At 65.5% G+C, this 20,649-nt stretch carries 22 protein-coding genes; 6 read left to right on the top strand and 16 right to left on the bottom strand.

Features of this window, described 5'->3' with window-relative positions; translation table 11 throughout:
* Positions 1 to 90: 90 nt before the first annotated feature.
* The 3 genes from eat to DKK67_RS04185 form a co-directional block, all read right to left on the bottom strand.
* A complete protein-coding gene (gene eat, locus DKK67_RS04195; RefSeq protein ID WP_111494690.1) occupies positions 91 to 1,533 on the bottom strand; it encodes an ethanolamine permease in 1,443 nt (480 codons plus the stop codon).
* A 62-nt stretch (positions 1,534 to 1,595) separates the two neighbouring features.
* Positions 1,596 to 2,426 (bottom strand): ethanolamine ammonia-lyase subunit EutC, encoded by an 831-nt coding sequence (gene eutC / locus DKK67_RS04190; protein WP_111494688.1) that lies wholly within the window; start codon positions 2,424 to 2,426, stop codon positions 1,596 to 1,598.
* Entirely contained in the window at positions 2,423 to 3,829 is a 1,407-nt protein-coding gene (locus DKK67_RS04185) for an ethanolamine ammonia-lyase subunit EutB (RefSeq protein ID WP_111494686.1), read from the bottom strand. The genes eutC and DKK67_RS04185 overlap by 4 nt, the downstream gene beginning before the upstream one ends.
* A gap of 177 nt (positions 3,830 to 4,006) precedes the next feature.
* Here DKK67_RS04185 and DKK67_RS04180 point away from each other — a divergent pair, with 177 nt between their 5' ends.
* On the top strand, positions 4,007 to 4,996 hold the full coding sequence (locus DKK67_RS04180) for a helix-turn-helix domain-containing protein (RefSeq protein WP_204355721.1): 990 nt from the start codon (positions 4,007 to 4,009) through the stop codon (positions 4,994 to 4,996).
* A gap of 91 nt (positions 4,997 to 5,087) precedes the next feature.
* A complete protein-coding gene (locus DKK67_RS04175; protein WP_111494682.1) occupies positions 5,088 to 5,789 on the top strand; it encodes an FMN-binding negative transcriptional regulator in 702 nt (233 codons plus the stop codon).
* Here DKK67_RS04175 and DKK67_RS04170 read toward each other — a convergent pair.
* Positions 5,744 to 6,046, bottom strand: coding sequence for an antibiotic biosynthesis monooxygenase family protein (locus DKK67_RS04170; RefSeq protein ID WP_111494680.1), 303 nt, complete (start codon positions 6,044 to 6,046; stop codon positions 5,744 to 5,746). The genes DKK67_RS04175 and DKK67_RS04170 overlap by 46 nt on opposite strands.
* A gap of 222 nt (positions 6,047 to 6,268) precedes the next feature.
* Between DKK67_RS04170 and DKK67_RS04165 the strand changes: the two genes are divergently transcribed.
* Entirely contained in the window at positions 6,269 to 7,183 is a 915-nt protein-coding gene (locus tag DKK67_RS04165; RefSeq protein ID WP_111494678.1) for a glutathione S-transferase family protein, read from the top strand.
* Positions 7,184 to 7,191: 8 nt separating this feature from the next.
* Here DKK67_RS04165 and lpoB read toward each other — a convergent pair whose 3' ends face one another.
* The 3 genes from lpoB to DKK67_RS04150 are packed head-to-tail and all read right to left on the bottom strand — an operon-like array spanning position 7,192 to position 9,715.
* Complete coding sequence (gene lpoB, locus DKK67_RS04160; protein WP_111494676.1) at positions 7,192 to 7,809, bottom strand: penicillin-binding protein activator LpoB; 618 nt, start codon at positions 7,807 to 7,809, stop codon at positions 7,192 to 7,194.
* The gene (locus DKK67_RS04155; RefSeq protein ID WP_162628735.1) at positions 7,806 to 8,198 is read right to left on the bottom strand and encodes a DUF1425 domain-containing protein; all 393 of its coding nucleotides are present in this window, start codon (positions 8,196 to 8,198) and stop codon (positions 7,806 to 7,808) included. The genes lpoB and DKK67_RS04155 overlap by 4 nt, the downstream gene beginning before the upstream one ends.
* A 20-nt stretch (positions 8,199 to 8,218) precedes the next feature.
* Positions 8,219 to 9,715 carry a COG3014 family protein gene (locus tag DKK67_RS04150; RefSeq protein ID WP_111494672.1) on the bottom strand — a complete coding sequence of 499 codons (1,497 nt, stop codon included), beginning with the start codon at positions 9,713 to 9,715 and terminating at the stop codon, positions 8,219 to 8,221.
* Positions 9,716 to 9,872: 157 nt separating this feature from the next.
* Here DKK67_RS04150 and DKK67_RS04145 point away from each other — a divergent pair, with 157 nt between their 5' ends.
* Positions 9,873 to 10,151, top strand: coding sequence for a peptidylprolyl isomerase (locus DKK67_RS04145; protein ID WP_111494670.1), 279 nt, complete (start codon positions 9,873 to 9,875; stop codon positions 10,149 to 10,151).
* 74 nt (positions 10,152 to 10,225) lie between these two features.
* On the opposite strand, the gene DKK67_RS04140 is transcribed toward DKK67_RS04145, so the two are convergent.
* The 3 genes from DKK67_RS04140 to DKK67_RS04130 form a co-directional block, all read right to left on the bottom strand.
* Complete coding sequence (locus DKK67_RS04140) at positions 10,226 to 11,965, bottom strand: methyl-accepting chemotaxis protein (protein WP_111494668.1); 1,740 nt, start codon at positions 11,963 to 11,965, stop codon at positions 10,226 to 10,228.
* Positions 11,966 to 11,998: 33 nt separating this feature from the next.
* On the bottom strand, positions 11,999 to 13,237 hold the full coding sequence (gene malE / locus DKK67_RS04135) for a maltose/maltodextrin ABC transporter substrate-binding protein MalE (protein ID WP_228160507.1): 1,239 nt from the start codon (positions 13,235 to 13,237) through the stop codon (positions 11,999 to 12,001).
* Positions 13,238 to 13,530: 293 nt separating this feature from the next.
* Positions 13,531 to 14,493, bottom strand: coding sequence for a D-2-hydroxyacid dehydrogenase (locus tag DKK67_RS04130; protein WP_111496759.1), 963 nt, complete (start codon positions 14,491 to 14,493; stop codon positions 13,531 to 13,533).
* A gap of 175 nt (positions 14,494 to 14,668) precedes the next feature.
* On the opposite strand from DKK67_RS04130, the gene tmpT reads away from it, so the two are divergent.
* On the top strand, positions 14,669 to 15,328 hold the full coding sequence (gene tmpT, locus DKK67_RS04125; RefSeq protein ID WP_111494666.1) for a thiopurine S-methyltransferase: 660 nt from the start codon (positions 14,669 to 14,671) through the stop codon (positions 15,326 to 15,328).
* A 22-nt stretch (positions 15,329 to 15,350) separates the two neighbouring features.
* Here the strand turns inward: tmpT and DKK67_RS04120 are convergent, their stop codons facing one another.
* On the bottom strand, positions 15,351 to 15,758 hold the full coding sequence (locus DKK67_RS04120) for a hypothetical protein (RefSeq protein ID WP_111494664.1): 408 nt from the start codon (positions 15,756 to 15,758) through the stop codon (positions 15,351 to 15,353).
* Between the two features lie 148 nt (positions 15,759 to 15,906).
* Complete coding sequence (locus DKK67_RS04115; protein WP_111494662.1) at positions 15,907 to 16,932, bottom strand: GlxA family transcriptional regulator; 1,026 nt, start codon at positions 16,930 to 16,932, stop codon at positions 15,907 to 15,909.
* Between the two features lie 110 nt (positions 16,933 to 17,042).
* On the opposite strand from DKK67_RS04115, the gene DKK67_RS04110 reads away from it, so the two are divergent.
* Positions 17,043 to 17,936: an alpha/beta hydrolase gene (locus DKK67_RS04110; protein WP_111494660.1), complete on the top strand. Its 894-nt coding sequence runs from the start codon at positions 17,043 to 17,045 to the stop codon at positions 17,934 to 17,936.
* A 67-nt stretch (positions 17,937 to 18,003) separates the two neighbouring features.
* On the opposite strand, the gene DKK67_RS04105 is transcribed toward DKK67_RS04110, so the two are convergent.
* The 4 genes from DKK67_RS04105 to DKK67_RS04090 form a co-directional block, all read right to left on the bottom strand.
* Entirely contained in the window at positions 18,004 to 18,462 is a 459-nt protein-coding gene (locus DKK67_RS04105) for an ATPase (protein ID WP_111494658.1), read from the bottom strand.
* Between the two features lie 103 nt (positions 18,463 to 18,565).
* Positions 18,566 to 18,886 (bottom strand): antibiotic biosynthesis monooxygenase family protein, encoded by a 321-nt coding sequence (locus DKK67_RS04100; RefSeq protein ID WP_111494656.1) that lies wholly within the window; start codon positions 18,884 to 18,886, stop codon positions 18,566 to 18,568.
* A gap of 65 nt (positions 18,887 to 18,951) precedes the next feature.
* The gene (locus DKK67_RS04095) at positions 18,952 to 19,698 is read right to left on the bottom strand and encodes an ABC transporter permease (RefSeq protein ID WP_111494654.1); all 747 of its coding nucleotides are present in this window, start codon (positions 19,696 to 19,698) and stop codon (positions 18,952 to 18,954) included.
* Positions 19,698 to 20,645, bottom strand: coding sequence for an ABC transporter ATP-binding protein (locus tag DKK67_RS04090; RefSeq protein ID WP_111494652.1), 948 nt, complete (start codon positions 20,643 to 20,645; stop codon positions 19,698 to 19,700). Before DKK67_RS04090 ends, DKK67_RS04095 begins: the two co-directional genes overlap by 1 nt.
* Between the last annotated feature and the right edge of the window lie 4 nt (positions 20,646 to 20,649).

Genomic DNA, 20,649 nt, shown 5'->3' with positions numbered 1-20,649 from the left:
TTCTCCGAAGCTGAAGCTTCGGCTACATGACGCCCCAAACAAAAAGGCCGGCAGGTTTCCCTGCCGGCCTTTTCTTTACCCTCTTTCGAATCAGGCCTGGGCAGGCCGCGCTTCCGTGGACGCCTCGTCCTCATCATCCAGCGAATGCTCGGCATCCAGCACCAGGGCCAGCTCTTCCTCGGCGGTCTTGGCCACCAGGTGGTTCTTGCCGTAGGCGAAGTAGTACACCGCGCCGATCACGAACAGCACGATGGTGTAGTTGAACGCCCGCGGGTCGAAGGCGTAGACGCCGGTCATGGCGACCAGGGACAGCACCAGCGCAATCACCGACGTGACCATGCCACCCGGCGTCTTATAGGGGCGCGCCAGGTGCGGCTGGCGCAGGCGCAGCAGGATGTGACTGCCGGCCATTAACGCGTAGGAGATGGTGGCACCAACCACCGCCATACCCAGGATCAGGTCGCCCTCGCCGGTCAGCGACACCAGGAAACCGAATACGCCCGGCACCACCAGGGCCCACACCGGCGCCTTGCGCTTACTGGTCAGGGACAGGGCCTTGGGCAGGTAGCCGGCCCGGGACAGGGCGAACACCAGGCGGCTGTAGCCGAAGATGATCGAGAAGAACGAGGCGATCAGGCCGGCCAGCCCCAGCACGTTGATCACCGTGGCCAGGGTCGCCTGATCCGTGGCTTTCAGGGCGTCCACCAGCGGCACGCCACTGGCGCCGATCATCTCCGCACCGGCGGCACCCGCCAGCAGGAAGACCACCAGCACGGCGGTGAACAGCAGGAACACCATGGCGCCGATGATGCCCTTGGGCATGTCCCGGGCCGGGTTCTTGGATTCCTCAGCCGCCAGGGGCACGCCTTCCACCGCCAGGAACAGCCACATGGCGAACGGCAGCGCCGCCCACACGCCATACCAGCCGAACGGCAGGAATTCGCTGGCGCCGGACGCTGCCGACGGGGCGATGTCGAACAGGTTGGCGGCATCGAAATCCCCCACCAGCGCAATCGCCGTGGCCAGGATGGCGAACACCGCCAGGCCGCTGATCACCATCATCACCTTGAGCGCCTCGCCGACGCCGGCCAGGTGAATGCCCACGAATACGGCGTAGAACAGGGCGTAGACCCAGGGCCCGTTCACCCCGAGCAGCTCTTCCACGGCGGCGCCGATAAAGATCACGATGGCCGCCGGCGCCAGGGCGTACTCGATCAGCACCGCCAGCCCGGTCAGATAGCCGCCGGTCGCCCCCATGGCATGGCGGGCGAAGCTGTAGCCGCCGCCGGCCGCGGGAATCGCGGCGGACATCTCCGCCAGGGACAGCACCAGCGCGAAGTACATCAGCGCCATCAGCGCCATGGCCACGGCAAACCCGCCCCAGCCAGCCTCACCGATCCCGAAGTTCCAGCCGGCGAAATCGCCGGAAATCACATAGGACACCCCCAGCCCCGCCAGCAGCACCCAGCCGGCGGTTCCCTTTTTTAACTGGCGCTTGGCCAGGTACTCGTCATCCACGTTGTGTGTCGTCATTGCGTTCTCCAGAAGAGCCTTCGTTTTATGGAATCGTTGTGGTTTTTTGAATCGTTATGGTTTTAGTGAGTGAGGAAATTCCTGTTATCCGACGAAGCATCGACCACCACTTCCTCGGTACGGTCCTTGAGCCCCACGCCCGACAGTTTCAGGCGGAAGGCTTCGCGCAATAGATACAGCAGCCGCTGGCTCGCCTGCTCCACCGGCAGCCCGGCGGGCCGCACGTTGGACACGCAGTTGCGGTCGGCGTCGTTGAGCCCGGGCCGCGGATTCCAGGTGAGGTACAGCCCCAGGCTGTCCGGCGAACTGAGCCCGGGCCGCTCGCCGATCAGCACCGCCACCACCCGGGCCTTGAGCGCCGCGCCCACGGCATCGCCAATGGCCACGCGGCCCTGCTCCACCACGGTGAGCGGCGCCAGACGCCAGTCGTCGCGCTCCTGCGCCAGGTCCTGCAGGAAAGCACTTAGAAACGGCACGGCGTTGGCCTGCACCGCCGAGGAAGACAGGCCGTCGACCACCACCAGCGCCAGGTCGTAGCCGTCCGTGGCCAGATCGGGTTCAGCCAGTTTTTCGCTGGACGCCGAAGACAGCTCCCGCCCCAGGTCGGGCCGCTGCAGGTACGTCGCCCGGTCATCGGCCTGGCTGTGGAGCCGCAGCGGCGCCACGCCGCTCAGCAGCGGGCTGTCGAGTGCCGCCAGTTCCTCCAGCAAGCGATCCACGTCGAGCGGGAAGTGCACCGCATCCCGGGCGCGGGCATGGGCCAGCTGGAATTCGAGCATCTCCGAGGTGGGCAGGCTGATGCCGGCGCGGCCCAGACCAATACGGGCGTCCGTGTACTGGCGCAGGGCGCGCCAGGGGTTGTCGATCACCGGGGGTTTGTTGCGATCGCTCATGACGCATCTCCGGTAATGCGCTTGAGACTGGGGCCGAACAGACCCGGCAGGGTCGCCGCCGGTTCGTGGCGGCGCACGTCGTCGAACACGCCCATGCGCTCCAGCCAGGCCTCGAACTCTGGCGCCGGACTCAGCCCCAGCACGCGACGGGCGTAGAGGGCATCGTGGAAGGAGGTGGTCTGGTAGTTGAGCATGATGTCGTCGGAGCCCGGGATGCCCATGATGAAGGTGCAACCGGCCACCCCCAGCAGGGTCAGCAGGTTGTCCATGTCGTTCTGGTCGGCCTCGGCGTGGTTGGTGTAGCAGATGTCGCAGCCCATGGGCACGCCCAGCAACTTGCCGCAGAAATGGTCTTCCAGTCCGGCGCGAATGATTTCCTTGCCGTCGAATAGGTATTCCGGGCCGATAAAGCCCACCACCGTATTCACCAGCAGCGGTTTGAATTCGCGGGCCACGGCGTAGCTGCGCGCCTCGCAGGTCTGCTGGTCCAGGCCATGGTGGGCGTTGGCGGACAGCGCACTGCCCTGCCCGGTCTCGAAGTACATGACGTTCTGGCCGACGCTGCCGCGATTGAGGGACAGTGCCGCGTCCCGCGCTTCCTTCAGCGTCGACAGGCCGAAACCGAAGCTGCGGTTGGTGGCCTCGGTGCCACCGATCGACTGGAACACCAGATCCACCGGCGCGCCCTGCTCGATCGCTTCCAGCGTGTTGGTCACATGGGTCAGTACGCAGGACTGGGTGGGAATCTCGTACTTGCGGATCACCTCGTCCATCAGCTGCATCAGCTGTTTGGCCTGGGCCACGTTGTCGGTGGCCGGGTTGATGCCAATGACCGCGTCGCCGCTGCCGTAGAGCAGGCCGTCGAGGATGCTGGCGGCGATCCCGGTGGCGTCATCGGTGGGGTGATTGGGTTGCAGCCGTGTGGACAGGCGCCCTTCCAGGCCAATGGTGTTGCGAAACGCGGTTTCCACCCGACACTTGCGGGCGACCAGAATGAGGTCCTGGTTGCGCATGATCTTGCTGACCGCGGCCACCATCTCCGGGGTCAGGCCGGGCCGGATGCGGGCCAACATGTCGCTGGACGCCGCGTCCCCCAGCAGCCAGTTGCGGAAATCGCCCACCGTCAGGTGGCTGACCGGTTCGAAGGCGCTGCGGTCATGGCTGTCCAGGATCAGCCGGGTGATCTCGTCCTCCTCGTAGGGCACCAGGGCCTCGTTCAGGAAGGTCTTGAGCGGCACCTCCGCCAGGCACATCTGGGCCACCACCCGCTCTTCGTCCGAGTCCGCCATCACGCCCGCCAGCCGGTCTCCGGACCGGGCCGGCGTGGCCTTGGCCATCAGATCCGCCAGGTTCCGGAAGCGCCAGGTCCGGCCGCCCAGGGTGTAGGAGTATCGTTGTTGCATACGCGGTCCTGCCTTTTCTGCCCCGACGCCAGGCGCGGGGAACGGATATTGCTCTGTTATTCCACTGTAACGCCGCCCCGTGAGCCGGGTTATCGAAAATTGGCAAACCTGAAACGAGACGAAAGTGCTACGGGATTAGGCACTAAAGCTCAGTGGCAAAGGCAGGATATGGCGACCATGATGGAGAGATCGGCCGAAACGTCGGAGGCGATCGTGCACCAGAAAAAACCGCGCAGCGCACCAACCCGGTGCACATCCATTACGGATGACGCCCACGAACAGGCCGACAACCTGACCAACTGGCATCAGGAATACGACCAGCTCAGCGCCGGACGCTTCTACGGCCGCATCGACGAGCTGCACCTGGACGGCATGCAGGTGTACAACGAACACAGCAGCCACGCCCTGCGCCAGCAGTGTCTGGTCTGGCCCGACGCCATCTGGTTCGGGCTGCCCAGCAACTGGCAGGACTGCCGGGTCAATGGCCAGACGCTGGATGCCACCGACATCCTGTGCCGCCCGGGCAGCACCCAGTTCGAACTGGTGACCCCGGCCGGCTTTGACATGCTGGGCATCGTGGTACGGGAGACGGCACTGCTGGACGCCGCCGACTCGCAGGGCGTGGCCATCTCCACCGAAGACGCCCGCCGCGTGGCCCGGCTCACCCTGCCGGAAGAAACCCTGCGCAACGTGCGCTACCTGATCACCCGCATCGTGCAGGCCGACGCCGGCAACCTGGACGGCAGCATCCACCACGACCTGCTGATGATGGCCCTGCTGGAAACCCTGGAACGGGAAACCCCCAACGCGTCGGTCGCGCCCAGCTACCAGCATCGCAAGGCGGTGGTGGAGCGCATCAAGGATTACGTGGAAAACGCCGGCGACCTGCCGGTCACCATGGCGGAGCTGTGCGAGCTGGCCTGCGTCAGCCGTCGCACCCTGCAATACAGCTTCGAGAGCATTCTGGGCATCAGCCCCCTGCAGTTCCTGCGCGTCACCCGGCTCAACCGGGTCAAGCGGATGCTCAGCAACGGCGACGCCCCGTCGGTCTCGGATGCCGCCGGTTACAACGGCTTCTATCACCTGAGCCAGTTCTCGTCCGACTACAAGCAGCTGTTTGGCGAGCGCCCTTCCCAGACCCTGGCCCGGCACAGCGCGGCGGCCTGACTGTTCCGGTCGTCACGCCCGCCGCCTGTACCTTCATCCTGCCTCCCGGCCCGCCTATACTGATCCGTCAGCCATCAACCGGGAGTTGACGATGCACGTGCCCAAGCACTTTGCCGAGCAGGATGAACAGCGGATGCGGGCGCTGATCCGTGAGCGCGGGTTCGGCACCCTGGTCACCTCGGGACCGGAGGGGCCGGTCGCCAACCATCTGCCCTTTCACCTGGACGACGCCGGCCATCTCCAGTGCCACGTGGCGCGGGCCAACCCGGTGTGGCAACAGCTCCAGCGGTCATCGCGCGTGTTGGTGATCTTCCACGGCCCCGACGCCTACATTTCCCCCAACTGGTACGCCACCAAGCAGGAAACCGGCAAGGCCGTGCCCACCTGGAACTACCAGGTCATCCACGCCCACGGAAACGCCGTGGTGGTACAGGATCGGGACTGGCTGCGGCAACACCTGGACCGACTGACCCACGACAACGAAGGCGGGCGCCCGCAAGCCTGGCAGGTGGATGACGCCCCGGCGGACTACATCGAGCGAATGACCAACGCCCTGGTCGGCCTGGAGATCACCGTCGACCGCCTGGAAGGCGCCACCAAGGCCAGTCAGAACCAGCCGGAGCGCAATCGGGAGGGCGTCAGAGAAGGGTTACGTCGTGAGGGGCGGGAAACGGCCACGGCCATCAGCCGGGAGGTGCCGTGCCGGGAACAGACTTCCCGGCACGGCAATGCTGAGTGTGTACCGATTTACAGGACTGACTGGAAGCCCTCGAACTGGGGTGGGCCCAGGTAGATGTCCTTGGCCGGCTTGGCGTTGGCGTGGGCCTTACGGAACGCCTCGGACTTGGTCCAGTTGACGAAGGCTTCCTCGGACTCCCACACGCTGTGGGACGAGAACAGCGTGTGATCCTCGTAGCTGGGTCCCTGCAGCAGCGTGAACGACTGGAAGCCCGGCACCTCGTCGAGATAGGTTTCCCGGTTGCGCCAGATCTCGATGAAGGCCTCTTCCTTGCCCGGTGCAATACGGAAACGGTTCATGGCGATGTACATGTTTCTACTCCTGCTTGATCAGCGATTCGGCCTCTCCGTGGGCCTGAGTTTCCGCCCACTATAGCAGCCTTGGCCGCAGGCTTTTGACGTCCACCTCGAGTCGCCGGTGACGTTGATCATGCCTGGCCCTGCGGGCCAGAATCCCTCGGCCAGGCGATTGAGGCTGACGGTGGCGAAGGCAGCCTGTATGGTCGAGAGCCCTGTCTTTGTCACGGAGACCCCATGTCTGACCTGATCCTGCACCAGTACGCCCTGTCCCCCTTCTCCGAGAAAATCCGCGCCATGCTGGGCTACGCCGAGCTGCCGTGGCAGGCGGTGGATGTGCAGGAAATGCCGCCGCGACCGGAGCTGGCACCACTGGCCTCCGGCTACCGCAAGATCCCGGTGGCGCAGTTGGGCGCCGATGTGTTCTGTGACACCCGCACCATCGCCCGGGAAATCACGCACCTGAGCGGACGCTCCGAACTGGACCCAGATCGCCAGCCACAGCCGGTGCAGGACTTCGTGCAAACGCTGGATCTGGAAGTGTTCCTGGCCTGCGTCCTGTCGGCCAGCGGCGGCAGTTTGCTGTTCAAGCTGGTGCGCAGCACCTCGATCCTGCACACCTACCGGTTTCTCAAGGACCGCATCCAGATGGGGCGCCAGGCCCGGGTGGCGGCCATGGGGCCCAAGCAGGCGCGCCGCCGGGTCGCGACGCACGTCGAGGATCTGGAGAAACGGCTGGAGGCGGATTTCCTGTTCGGCGACCGCCCCTGCGTGGCGGATTTTTCCGCTTACCACGGCCTCTGGTTCGTGGCGGACCTGGCGGGCAAGCCGGTGCTGAAGGAGGCTCCGCGGGTACGCGCCTGGATGGCCCGCATGCGTGCCTTCGGACACGGCGAGGTGCGGCCCATCACCGCCGGGCAGGCTCTGCAGGCGGCCCGGGACAGCGAACCGCGCCCTCTGCCGGACGGCCGGGATCATCCCCAACTGGGCAGCCCCGTGAGCATCACGCCGAACGACTACGGCCGGATCCCGGTCACCGGCCAACTGCTCGCGGACGACGGTCAACGCTGGGTCGTCGCCCACGACCACGACCGCGTTGGCCGCGTCCACATTCACGTGCCCCAGGCCGGCTTCGTACTGACGCCGGCCTGAGCCCCGGTTTACCAGGCCACGGTATCGTTGGACCCGCGCTTGATGATCGGTGTTTCGTTTTCCCAGGTGGCCAACCCGCTGCGAAGATCGGTCAGGCTGAGCTGGAAGTAGTATTCCACCTGCTGTTCGTCCTCGACCTTGTGGTTGCGCTGGATGATCTTGCCGGACAGGCTCAGATCCGGTGCCTGCAGCGTGCCTTTCTGCTGCACGCCGGACTGGTCGAATTCCTCGTTGTTGCGCAGTTCCCGGGCCTGCATGTTCATCTCGTCCTCGGGTCCATCGACGCCCACCGCGGTGGTCGTAACCACCTTGCCGGAGCGCAGCAGCGCCACCCGGATCTTCTTGGTGAGCTGGTCGGTGTCGATGCGCTGCATGGTGTCGTTGGTGATGCGGCTGACCACCATGATGTACCGATCGCCACCGGGCTTGTCCACGGCGCCGCTGGCCAGCAGGTCCTGCACGGCGTCGTCGGCCGCACGCTCGAAGTCGCGGTAATCGAGGGTCATGGCCACCGGGCCGTCGTCCGCGGCCGGATCGACGTAGCGGGTCGGCGTGGCGCAACCGGCCAGCAGAACGCTGGCCGCGCCCAGGGCCAGTATGGATCGGGAAATGCCTTTCAAACTCATGGCTGACGGTCCTCACGTAGATGCAACTGGAAGCTGACAGCCCGTTCCTGGGGCGCTGTCGCGGTAAAGAAACGGGTCTGGTCCCGCAGAATACGCGCGGGGCGATAGCCTTCGCCAACGCCCCGGACCACCATGCCATCGTCGTCGAACCAGGTCACCGCCCACTCCATGTCGGTGTCCTGATAGGCCTGGACCGAGAACTGGATGCGCAGCAGGCTGCCGTTGGGCGTGCTTACCCGCTGATCGAGCAGTTCCTGGACCACCAGGGACTGGCGAATTTCCGGGTCGACCTTGAGGTCATCCCGCTGGGTGTATTCCCGCTCCGGCTGGACCAGCGCACAGCCGGTCAACAACGTCAGCCATCCAAACAGCACCAGCCAAGACTTCATTCGGATCATGGTTTCCTCCATCAAGTACCGCCGCACGACCGGGGATCCGCCCCGCCGCCGGCCAACACCAGGCACTGGCCCGGCCGCCTTCCCTGCAGGTCCAGTAACATTACTGTAGCGGGTCCGGCGGCGGTAGGCCGTTTCACGTAAATCAGCGTAAAGGGTTGATCCGGGACATCCAGCGTCCCCAGCCGCCCGCGCACGGAGTCGGACAGTTCGACCTTGCCATCGGCCGGACGTTCCAGGCGCGTCACTTCCCAGTGATTCGGCATCGCCTGCCAACCGCGCAGGTCCGCCTGGGTTGTGGCCAGGGAATAGATGATCGAGCCCAACTGACCGGCGATGCCAAAGGACTCGGTTGCCTGGTACTGCATCGCGCCCTTGACCACGGCCGCGGAGATGGCCCGGGTCAGGATACTGGGGAAGCGCGCCTGCATTTCGGTGCGAATGACCTTGCCCATGCTGGCGAAATCGTCCGTCGCCGCCTGAATCGTGGGCGTGCTCGCCTGTACGTGTCCGGCGACCGAAGCCCGGTCCCGGTAACGCGGCAGCGCGATGCCGGTCAGGATCATCGAGGCATTGCCGCGGTGGGAATAGAACAGGGGCACGTCAAAGCGCACCTCTTCCAGCACCGGCCCCAGACCATTCTCGTAGACCACCCAGACCTGCGGCGGCAGGTCCGCCCGGGAGCGTTTGCCGGCAGCAAGAGCCTGCGCCAGCGTCGCATCCGCTTTCAGCGTGGCGTTGCCCGGCGCCATCTGCGCCACGCGCTGCAGTGATGTGGCGGCCCGCTCGATGTCGGAGTTGCCCTGGCCCGTGGCCAGGAAGTAGAGACCGTGCAGGTAGGTGCTGGCCGGCACGATGTAATCCGGGTAGACGCTCCAGCCGCCGGGATCGCCGTAATGGGAACTCAGCACCGAACGCATGCTGCCGCTGTCGATGCTCTGCTGGACCATGCGGGCGTTGGCGGGATCGTTGCGCAGGGCGCGTTTCTGCTCGGCGATTTCCTCGGAGAAGAAATCCACGGCCCGGCGGGTGCGGTCGTCGGCACGGTTGAACTCCACCCGGGCGTTGCCGGTATCGCCCAACGCCAGGAACGACAGGCCCTTGTAGGTGTTCACCAGAATCGCCTCGGACATCAGGGCCCGATAATCCCGGGTGGATTCATTGACCAGCACCGACATGACGTTCTCGGACGCCGCCGAGGCGAAGCCTTCGGTGTCCAGGTATTTCATGCCGTCCTCGGCCCGGTCGAAGGCGTCGATGGCGTCTTTGAAATCGCCTTCCAGCCGGTAGGCTTCGCCCTGGTGCAGCAGTTCCAGCACGTGGCTGCCACCGCCGCTCTGCCCCTTGGCGGCGTCGAATTGCATCGCCCCCGCCGCCCGGGCGTACTGGCCCTGGCTGTAGGCACTGTTGAACTGGGCCATCCGGTCCCGCTGCTGGAACACGGAGCAACCGCACAGGCTCAGGGCGACACCCAGTACGGTGACAGCCTGCCATCGGGATCGTGACGTCATTGAGTGTACTTCCGGAATTCCATGGTCCAGCGGGCCGGCCTCATCCGTTCCTACTGACAGGCCACACGTCCTTTTGGTTCACAAAAAACTTGCCTCCGGCGGCGCGCACGGGCAGCATTCCCGGTCTATCCACCCGGTAAACGCAAGGACTACTATCATGGCACAGGCAACCGCACGTCACATCCTGGTCGACACTGAAGCAAAGTGCGAAGAGCTCAAGCAACAGATTGAAAACGGTGCGGACTTCGCCGAACTGGCGCGTCAGCATTCCTCCTGCCCGTCCGGCCGCAATGGCGGCGACCTGGGCACCTTCGGCCCGGGCCAGATGGTACCGGAGTTCGACAAGGCCGTGTTCAACGGTGAGGTCAACCAGGTCCAGGGCCCGATCCAGACCCAGTTTGGCTATCACCTGCTGGAAGTGACCAGCCGCACCTGATCAGTCGGCTTCTCCCTCCTCTCCCCAACCCTCATCCACCAGGGGAGAGGGGGAAGACGACCTACTCCATATTCTCAATACCTGAACTGCGATACCGCCCCCTGTAGCTCATTTCCCATCGCCGCCAATCGTTCGGTACGGCGACCCGTTTCCGACGCGTGTTCGTTGATCGCCTCGATCTGGCGGGTGAGGTTGGTGAGGTTGCGGTCGATGCTCTGGATGGCATCTCCCTGCTCCGTTGTGGCCTGGGCCACCTGCTGGTTGATGTGCTGCATCTGGCCAGCCTTGGCTTCGATATCCATCAGGCTGCCACGGCAGCGGCGGATCGCCTCCACGGTCTCGCGGCTCTCGTCCAGGCTGTCGCGGATTTCCGCCACCGCCCGCCGGGCGTCAGCCTGCAGGTTCTCCACCAGGCTGCGGATTTCCACGGTGGAGTCGCCGGTACGGCCAGCCAGGCCGCGCACTTCGTCGGCCACCACCGCAAAGCCGCGTCCGGACTCCCCCGCCCGGGCCGCTTCAATCGCCGCGTTCAGCGCCAGCAGGTTGGTCTGCTCAGCGATTTCCCGGATCACGTCCAGCACGGTGCCGATGGCGTCGCTGCGCTCGGCCAGTTGATGGATTACCTGACTGGCGGTGTCGATGCGACCGGTCAGGGACTCCATCGCGCGCACCGATGCCTCCGCCGCCATACCGCCCTGCGCCGTCAGCTCGCTGACTTCCTCCGCCAGGCGGGCGGCCTCACCGGTACTGGCCTGGATACCGTCAGCGGCGGCCGTCATCTGGTTGGTGGCAGTGGCCACCAGGCTGGTTTCCTGAAGTTGCCGGTCCACCTGACGAGTCAGCGCACCACTGCCTTCACGCCCGTGGGTCGCCACATCGCCGAGCTCGGCGGTAGACAGGCCCAACTGACTAATCAAGGCGCGGAAGCGGGCCAGCATGCCGTCGAAGGCCTGGCTGATCACCTGCAGTTCGTCGTCACGCCGGTAATCGAGACTGGCGGTCAGGTCGTTGTGGGTCTGGATCTGGTCTATCCGCCGGCCCAGGGCACGAATCGGCCGCAGCACGGAACGCAGGAAAATGCCGCCGAACAGCACGGCCACCCCGGCCATCGCCGCCATCATGCCCAGACTGACGCCAGTGGCCCGGTCGACGTCGCTGCGGATAGCCGCCACCGAATCGGCCACCGCACCGCTGGCGGCCGACACCGCATCGCCCGCTTCCAGAACGCCATCGCCCAGCGCCTGTTCCTGCTGGCGGTAATCCTCGCGTATGGCCTCCAGTTGTCGGGTCAGGGTCACCGCCCGGTCGCGCGCGGCCTCGCCCATCGAACGCCCCATCAGCATCATGGAGTCCTCGAAGTAGCTGAACATCTTGTCGCCGAGCATTCGGTATTCTTTCAACGTCTTTTTCATCGACGCGACCCGGTCGGCCAGACCGGAATGGGCGGCGACCAGCGCGTCGAGTGCGTCCACCAGGGCATCATCCGCGGCACGGGCCTTGTCCAGGGATTCGGGATCGGCGTTGAGCGCCGCGTGGGAGTACCAGTACTGCAACGCCTCCAACTGGCGTTGCGCGACATTGACGCCCCGGGCCCGCTGCGCCAGTTGCCGTTGCTGGCGGATCAGTTCGGCCTGGTGGCGGGTGGCCGAGAGCTGGCGATCGATGCTGGCCTGCTGGCGGTCGACGCTCTGGCCGATGGTATCGATCCGCTGGATCACCAGGCACGAGGCGCCCACCGCAATCGCCGTCAGCAGGGCAAACAGGCCGATCACCTTGGCACGGATGGTCAGGGTGCGGATAACGGGAAAACGCATGGGATGACTCCTTGGCACGACGGCGCGGACGGGTTATTGCACCAGGTAATGACGGCGGTTCCAGCCACGCATCGAATCGAGGCGTCGCAGCAGCTTGCCGGCGTGTTCCAGGGTGGGACGGATCGGCTTCTCGCCCGCCAGCATGTCGGCGAAGCGGCGGGTGAGCAGGTCCCAGAAGCGGGTCATCTCCGGGACGTTGGGCATCATCTCGCCGGTGCTGGCTGACGCGAAGGTGTGGCGAATAAACGGATCGTCCGCCAGGGTCTGCTCCAGTGCCAGGTGGGTAACGGCGCCCAGCGGCTTGTCGTCGTTGACCGCGTTGAGGCCATCGCGGGTAAGCAGGTAGTCCTCGATAAACCGCTGGGCGTGCCGGGTGTTCGGCGAGGCGGCGCTGATCCCGGCCGCCAGCACGCCGACGAAAGGTTTGCCCGGGTGCGCCGCGTCGATGCCGGGCACGTCGGCAATGCCGATGTCGATGCCCGCCTCGCGCAATTCACTCCAGGCCCAGGGGCCGTTGATGATCATGGCGGTGGTGCCCGCCTTGAAACCGTCCATCATGCGACCGTAGTCGTCGCTCTCTTCGATCACGCCGCGGCGCAGCAACTCGCGCATCGCCTCGACGGCGGCCACGGCACCGGGTGTATCGACGCCAACCTGGGTGAGGTCATAATGACCGTCGGTCTTGCCGAAGCTGAAGCCGCCGGCGCCGGCAATCACCGGCCAGGAGAAGTAAAGGTTCCTGTAGTCCCAGGCAATGGCCCGCTTGCCATGGGCTCTCAGCCTGGCATCCAGCTCAGCGACCTGCTCCAGGGTGCGCGGCGGCTGACTGACCAGTTCACGGTTGTAGATCAGGCTGACCACTTCGGTGGCGATGGGATAGCCATAAACGCTGTCGCCCACCGTGACCGCGTCCCACGAAAACGGCGCCAAGGCCTGCCGCACGCCGGGCGACGGTTCCACGGTCTCCAGCAGGCCCTCGTTGATCCAGGAGCCGAAACGGTCGTGGGGCCAGATGATGATGTCCGGCGCCTCGCGGGTATAGCCGGCGTGATCGAACTTGCTGGTCAGGTCTGTCGGGGTTTCCACCACCACCGGCACGCCGGTGTCGGCTTCGAACCGACGGCCAACATCGGCCAGGCCGTTAAAGCCCTTGTCGTTGTTGATCCAGACATGCAGTTTGCCGCGCTCCACGGCGAGGACGGTTGGCACTGTCAGCATCAGCGACAGGCCAAGGAACAGAACACGGGCACATCGAATGCTCGGGATTCGCATGGGCGAGACTCCACCGGTTGCCGGCAACGCCATTGCACGAACGCGGAAAGGGCTGGAGTGGAGATCGCGCCCGTCCCCGGTACAACGGCGGCCGCGGTGTGGCGGGCATTCCCGGACACACCGGTCTTGTTATTGTCGTCGTTACGCACCTTCGCAGTGCGCATGGCGGCCAGTGTATGGCGGCGACGACAGGACCGGCGTCCTTCCGGGGCGGACTTTTCAGGGGGGAGTCAGCGGGCGTAGGCGGGCCAGACGCCCCGCCGTCGGCCCTGCGAGCGTGGAGTGAACCGCAATTACACCACCCAGCGCTCCTGGGTGCCGTTGCGGATACCCTCAAGGTTCGTTGCGGTGAGCTGCACCATGCGCTGCCGTGCCTCCTTGCTGGCCCAGGCGCAGTGGGGCGTGACGAGCAGGTTGGGGATGTCCGGCGACAACAGCACGTTGCCATTGGCCGGCGGCTCCTCGGTGAGCACGTCGAAACCGGCACCACCAATGCGGCCCTTGCGCAGGGCGTCGGCCAGGGCTTTCTCGTCCACCAGGCCGCCGCGGCTGGTGTTGATCAGCAGCGCGTGCTTCTGCATCTTCGCCAGGGCGTCGGCGTCGATCAGGTTGCGAGTGTCTTCGGTCAGCAGGCAATGCAGCGACAACACGTCCACCTGTGGCAGCAGCTCGTCCAGCGGAATGCGAGGATAACCGTCCACGTCGCCGGCTTCCTGTCCCGGCCGTGCGCCCAGCAGCACTTTCATGCCGAAAGCCGACGCCAACCGGGCAACGCCCTGCCCCAGATCGCCGTAGCCGACGATGCCAATGGTGCGCCCTTCCAGCTCCATGATCGGATGGTCCATCAGGCAGAACTGGCTGCTCTGCTCCCAGCAGCCGGCGCCCACGTCCTCGTGGTAGTCGACCAGACGCGTGGCCAGCGCCAGGATCAGGGTCATGGTGTGCTGGGTGACCGAGGCGCGGCCGTAGCGGATGGCGTTCACCACCTTGATGCCGCGAGCCCTGGCGGCCTCCAGGTCGATGTTGTTGGTGCCGGTGGCGGTGACGACAACCTGGCGGAGGCCGGGGTGGGCATCGAAGTGCTCGGCGCCGATCACCACCTTGTTGGTGATGACGGTCTCGAACCCGGCAATGCGGTCATTCACCTGCTCCGGTGCCGTGCTCTGGTGCAGGACCAGTTCATCCACCGCATTATGAATGGGCGTCAGGTCCACATCGTGACCGAGGGTGGCGGCATCGAGGAAAACGGCTTTCATCATGATCGTTCCCTGGCGGTAAAGGTCTGGAATCCCTCCAGCTTACACGCTGAAGCGGACCGCATCACGGGTGCCAGATGACGGAGATGACAGGAAGCGGCGAAGAAGCTGACAGCCTGCCGACTCCGAGTCCATACTGGATTGAACGCAAAGCGACAGCAAAGGAGGTCGGTCGATGGACCACGAATTCTGGCACGCCCGCTGGGAGAAGCAGGAAATCGGTTTCCACGAGGGTACGGTGAACCGTTATCTCCACGACCACTGGCCGGACATGGTCCACACCGGCAACGAAACGGTGCTGGTTCCGCTGTGCGGCAAGTCAAAGGACATGTGGTGGCTGCACGACCGCGGGCATCCGGTGATCGGCGTGGAACTGAGCCCGGTGGCCTGCAAGGATTTTTTCGAGGAGGCCGAAGCCAAGGCCAGGGTGCATCCCGACCAGCCGTTCACCCGCTACACCCACGAGGAACTCAGCCTCTGGTGCGGCGACTTCTTCCAACTGGTGCCGGACGACGTGCGCCATGTGCGCCAGGTCTACGACCGCGCCGCCCTGATTGCCCTGCCGCCGAACATGCGCCGGGAATACGCCGATCACCTGGAAGCCATCCTGCCGGAGGAGGCGTCCATCCTGCTGATCACCCTGGACTACGAAACGGGCGCCACCACCCCGCCTCCGTTCAATGTGAGCCCGGCGGAGGTGGCGGAACTGTTCGGCGACGACTTCGACATCGACTGCGTCCTTACCAACCCGCTTGAGAAGGATCATCCGTTCGCCAAGCGAAAGGGGCTGGAACACGGCTCGGAAAGCGTCTTCAGGCTACGCCGCAAGACCTGAGTCCGGGCACGCCACGCCCGGTTCAGACGTGGCTCAGCACCTGATCCAGCGAGATCGCCGGAAACGAGTTCGGGTCATTGGGATCTTCGCTGAGCCACACATCCGTGGGCCACTCGGGAATCGCGCAGATCACCTCGTAATCCGACGAATCGCCCTTGCCCAGCACGTAGAACGCCGACGGCAACCAGGCGTTGCCCTGGTTGGGCGGCTCGGTGCTGATGGTAATGTCCGCGGGGGTGATCTGGCTCATGGTCTTGGTGCCGGAGGCGGGGATGGTCACCACCTGGGTGGAGCCCTGAGGGCCCGGCAGGGCGGCTTCCGACCCCGCAACCTGGGGAATGAGCACTTCGATGAACATGTTGGAATCCGCATTCGCCGCTGTGGAGGTGGATGCGATCACCAGGATGGATGTAACGGGTACGTCGGGCATGGCAACGACTCCTTTTCCGTGGAGGATGTCTACCGCATAGAGATTGTCCACCGCATGACGGTGGTTCCACAGGCCACTTCCTCGCTGCCTGTCCTGGCAGATTAGGTCGCCTTCGCATCCGGCACAAGTGACGCCGATCCCGGTTGATTTACACCTCCGCGGGACGGGGCTGCCGCCGTCCCGCCGACGGCACCACGTAGCTGAAGCGCCGGCGATATTGTTCCATGGTGCAGCCCACCGTGCGCTTGAACAGACGGCGGAAAGAGCTGGCATCCTCGTAGCCCACCGCCCAGATCACCTGCGAGGTCTGCCGACCACTGGATTCCAGCAGATGCTTGGCTGCCTCGATGCGCACATGCTGCAGGTAGCCAAGGGGCGTCTCGCCGGTGGCCTCCTTGAAGCGGCGCTTGAAGGTCCGCGCGCCCAACCCCGCCACCGCAGCCACCTCATCCATCGCTACCGGCCCGGCGTAGTGGGCCTCCAGCCAGGTCTGGGCCTTATGGATGGCCGCGTCGGTGTGGGCCTTGTGGCCGTAGAAACTCATGTAGGGCGTCTGCTCCTGGCGCCGGTTGTCCAGCACCAGCAGCTTACTGCAGGCCAGCGCCACCGCCGGCGACGCCAGCCGTTCGACCAGGTAGAGACACAGATCGACGAACGCCGTGGCGCCCCCGGCACAAACCACCTGCCCGTTGTCCACCACCAGCTCGCTTTCCTCCAGCCGCACCGCCGGGAAACGCCGACGGAACAGCGCCGCCGCCCGCCAGTGGGTGGTGGCCACGCAGCCATCAAGCAACCCCGCCGCCGCCAGAATGAAGCTGCCGGTGCAGACACTCGCCAGCATCGCGCCACGCTCGCGGGCCGCTCGTAACCAGCCGAACACCGGCTCGGCCGCCGCCAGCGAGCGCTCCAGCCCCCGATCCACCAGCGCCGCCTCGATGGCCGAGCCGATCACGATCAGATCCGGCTGGATCGCGGCCCGGTCGCAGGTGGGTGTGACCAGGGCACCGCTGTAGCCGCGTACCGGCTGATCGTCGACGGTGACGATATGGCATTCGAAGCCGGTCGCGGCGGCGTCCATCCGCGCGCAATAGTGGGCGACGGTGAAGAAGTCCATCACCCCGTGGATGCCGGACGCGTGGCAGTCCGGCTGGGCAAGCACGGCAACACGAATCATCGATATGTCCCTTTTCGCACCTTTAATGTCAAATATGACACTCCGACGTCGGCCGCACAAGCCCTAACCTGAGCCTGTCGTTCACAGCAGCATCCACTGGGAGACTCGCTATGACCATCCACATGAAATCGATTGCCGATGCCGTTCCCCAACCGGCGCCGGCCCGGAAATCCTGGCGCCAGGTCGCCACACACAAGGCGCTGACAATCTACGACCGCCTGTCTCCGGAAGCCGCCGGCCGTCTGGTACACCAGCGTTTCTTCCGGCCCGGACGGTTGCCCATGCCGTCGCGCTACGAGCCCCTGCTCGACCGGGCAGAGGCCCATACCCAACTGCATCAGGGCGCCAATACGCTTCCGGTGTACAGCTGGGGAAGCGGGCCCGTGATTCTGGGCGTCCACGGCTGGTCCGGCGCCGGCATCCAGTTCGGCGCCTACGTCGAGCCGCTGGTGGCCGCCGGCTTCCGGGTGGTGCTGTTCGACGCGCCGGCCCATGGCCGGGCCCAGGGTCGCCAGACGGACCTGTACGAGATGAGCGCCGTCGTGCGGCATGTGGCGGACAGCGTGGGGGGCGTCTACGGGGTGCTGGCCCATTCTCTCGGGACTCTGGCGGCGGCGCGGGCCATTGCCGACGGCCTTGGCACGCAACGACTGGTATTGCTGGCCCCGCCGCTGGACCTGGCGTCGGTGGTGGATCGACTGGGCGTCGATCTGGGCATCCCGGAAAAGACCCTGGACGTACACCGGCGTCTGATGGCGGAGCGGTTCGGCCGTCGCGTCTGGGACGAGCTGTCGCTGTCGCGGCTGGCGCCGACCCTGCCGGCCCAGGGCCTGGTGGTGGTCGACAGCACCGATCGCGCCGTCGCGCCCGGTCACAGCGAGCAGGTCGGACGTCTCTGGGAAACATCGCAGGTGTTGCGCACACAGGGTCTCGGCCACCACCGGATTCTGTGGCATGACACCGTCGTCGCCCCGGTGCTGGATTTCCTGGGCGCCCACATCTGAACCAGAAACGGGGGCCGCCACGCCGGCCCCCGCCTTGATCCCGCAGGATGTCGGGATACGACGGCTGTCAGACGTCGTCCATGCTGCGGATCTGGCGCGCCAGGCGCATAGATTCGTTCTTCTCCATCGCCAGCAGCTCCTCCATCAACTCGGACACCTCGGGGATCTCGGCCTTGCGGATCAGGCTCTCGTAGAGCGCGATCAGCTCGTCATGGAACTCGAAGACTTCCCGGGCAATCTCCTCGAAGTTCAGGCTGGCGTAGTGGGTATCGGTCTTGCGCCGCGTTTCGAACGGGTGAAGGTTGAAGAAATCGTACAGGCAGGTTTGCAACACATTGGGGTCCGCCTGCTTTTCGAACTCGCGGGTAATGCGTTCCAGTTCCGACTCGTGCGTCGCAAGATATTGCAGCAGCGCGCTGGCGCGCTCGTCCTCGTTGCGCCCGGCCGAGTCTTCCAGGCTGCTGGACAGGTGGGCGTGGAGCTGCCGCGCCCAGTCGATCAGATCTTCGAACGTCTTGATTTCCATCGATGGCTCTCCGTTATCGGGGACTCGACGCCGTTCTCGCGATGACCGACTTTTAGTTTAACTTAGAAACTACCCGGGCACATTACACCTATGCCATCCGCACTCATTGCCGATCCGGGTCAGGAATGACCACCCATTCCGGCTCCTCGAATTCGCCCACGCGGCGAATCTCCACGAACGGGGCGGCGCTGCGGATGATCGCCTTGATCTCCTCGTTGGGCTTCGATTCCATGGCATCGCGATTGGCCTTGGTGTCCCAGTGGGCGATGGCGATCAGACGCCGGGGATCGCCGATCATCCGGTGCAGTTCGGTGCCCCGTGCGCCCGGCGCCTGCTGGATCAGCTCGCTGGCGCGCACCCAGGCGTCGGCGTATTCCTCAGCGGTGTGGCCATCTTTGACGGTGACTTCGAAAATGTACTTCATGGGCCTCTCCAGCCGGTTGACGATGTCATGGTAGTCACCGGCCGCGATACTGGAAATGTCGTCGTTCAGGCCGGAGCATAGCGAATACCGTAGTGCCGTTCCCAGTTCCGCTCCAGCGCCTCGAACACACTGTCGGTAGCCAGCGCCAGCAAGCCAATCAGGATCGCTCCCTGCAGCACGAAGGCGGTATTGCCGTTGACCAGTCCGGCGATCACCGGATCGCCCAGGGTCCGGGCACCGACGGTGGAGCCGATGGCCGCCGTGGCGATGTTGATGGTGACCGAGGTGCGGATGCCGGCCAGGATCACCCGTCCGGCCAGGGGCAACTCCACCTGCAGCAGCACCTGTCGGGCGGACATCCCCATGCCGCGGGCCGCCTGGATGACGGTGGGATCAATACCATCGATGCCGGCCAGGGTATTGCGCAGGATCGGCAACAAGCCGTAGAGAATCAACGCCACCAGGGTGGGCCCCTCGCCGAAGCCCAGTGCCGGCACCGCCAGCGCCAGCACCGCCACCGGCGGGAACGTCTGGCCTATGGCGGCGATCTGGCTCACCAGGGGCAGAAAATCCCGCCCCGACGAACGGGTCACGAAGAGGCCGCCGGACACCGCCGCGACGGTGCCCACCAGCGCCGACACCAGCACCAGCAGACCGTGGTTACCCAGCAGCGACAGGAACGACGAGCGGTCGTAGATCACGTTAGCCGTATCCGGCTGCAACCAGCGGAAGACCGGCTCCAGCAACGGCATCCCGAGCGTCAGGGCGAGCAGGAGCAGCATCCAGAGTACGGGGGCCAGCCAGTGCCGCATCAGGCCGCCACCGCCATCAGCCGTTCCCGGCTGAGCACGCCGGTCTCAAAGCCCTGGGCGTCGAACACGGACACCTGCGGCAGGTCCTGCCACATCATCACCGACAGCGCCAGGCGCAGGTTGTCGTCCTCGCGCAGGCCATCCTGCCCGGGCTCCGCCGGCCGCGGCTTGGCGTGAGGGATCATCAGGTCGCGCACCGGACGCAGGGCAAGCAGGCGCAAGCCCCGATCCTGCTTGCCCACCAGGCTCTCGACGAAGTCCGAGGCCGGCCGGCGCAGGATGTTCTCCGGTGTGTCGTGCTGGACAATGCGCCCCTGGTCCATGACCGCGATGCGGGTGGCCAGGCGCAGGGCCTCGTCGATGTCGTGGGTGACGAACACCGTGGTTTTCTTGAGCTGGCGCTGCAGGCGCAGCATTTCCTGCTGCAGGCTCTCGCGGGTAATGGCGTCGAGCGCCCCAAATGGCTCGTCCATCAGCAGGATATTGGGGTCCGCCGCCAGCGCCCGGGCCACGCCTACCCGCTGGGCCTGGCCGCCGGACAGCTGGTGCGGGTATTTGTGGGCGAACCCGGCCGGGTCCAGCCCGAACAGACTGAGCAGCTCGGCGACGCGGGCGTCGATGCGCTCCCGGGGCCAGTCCAGCAGGTTGGGCACCAGGGCGATGTTGCGCGCCACGCTCCAGTGCGGGAACAGCCCGGTGCCCTGGATCGCGTAGCCCATATTGATGCGCAACCGGTCCGGGTCCACCGCGTTGATGTCCTCGCCATCGATCAGGATCTCGCCGCTGCTGTGGGGCAACAGGCGGTTGATCATCTTCAGGGTGGTGGACTTGCCACACCCGGAGCTGCCCACCAGCACGCACACCTCGCCGGTCTCGATGGTCAGGTCGATGTGATCGACCGCAACCGTGTCGCCGAAACGGCGGGTGACGTTCTTCAGTTCGATCATTGCG

Origin of the sequence: Marinobacter bohaiensis (assembly GCF_003258515.1) — a bacterium.
Taxonomy (GTDB): domain Bacteria; phylum Pseudomonadota; class Gammaproteobacteria; order Pseudomonadales; family Oleiphilaceae; genus Marinobacter_A; species Marinobacter_A bohaiensis.
Note: the sequence above shows the minus strand (reverse complement) of the source record. Positions and strands in the feature narration are given on the sequence as shown.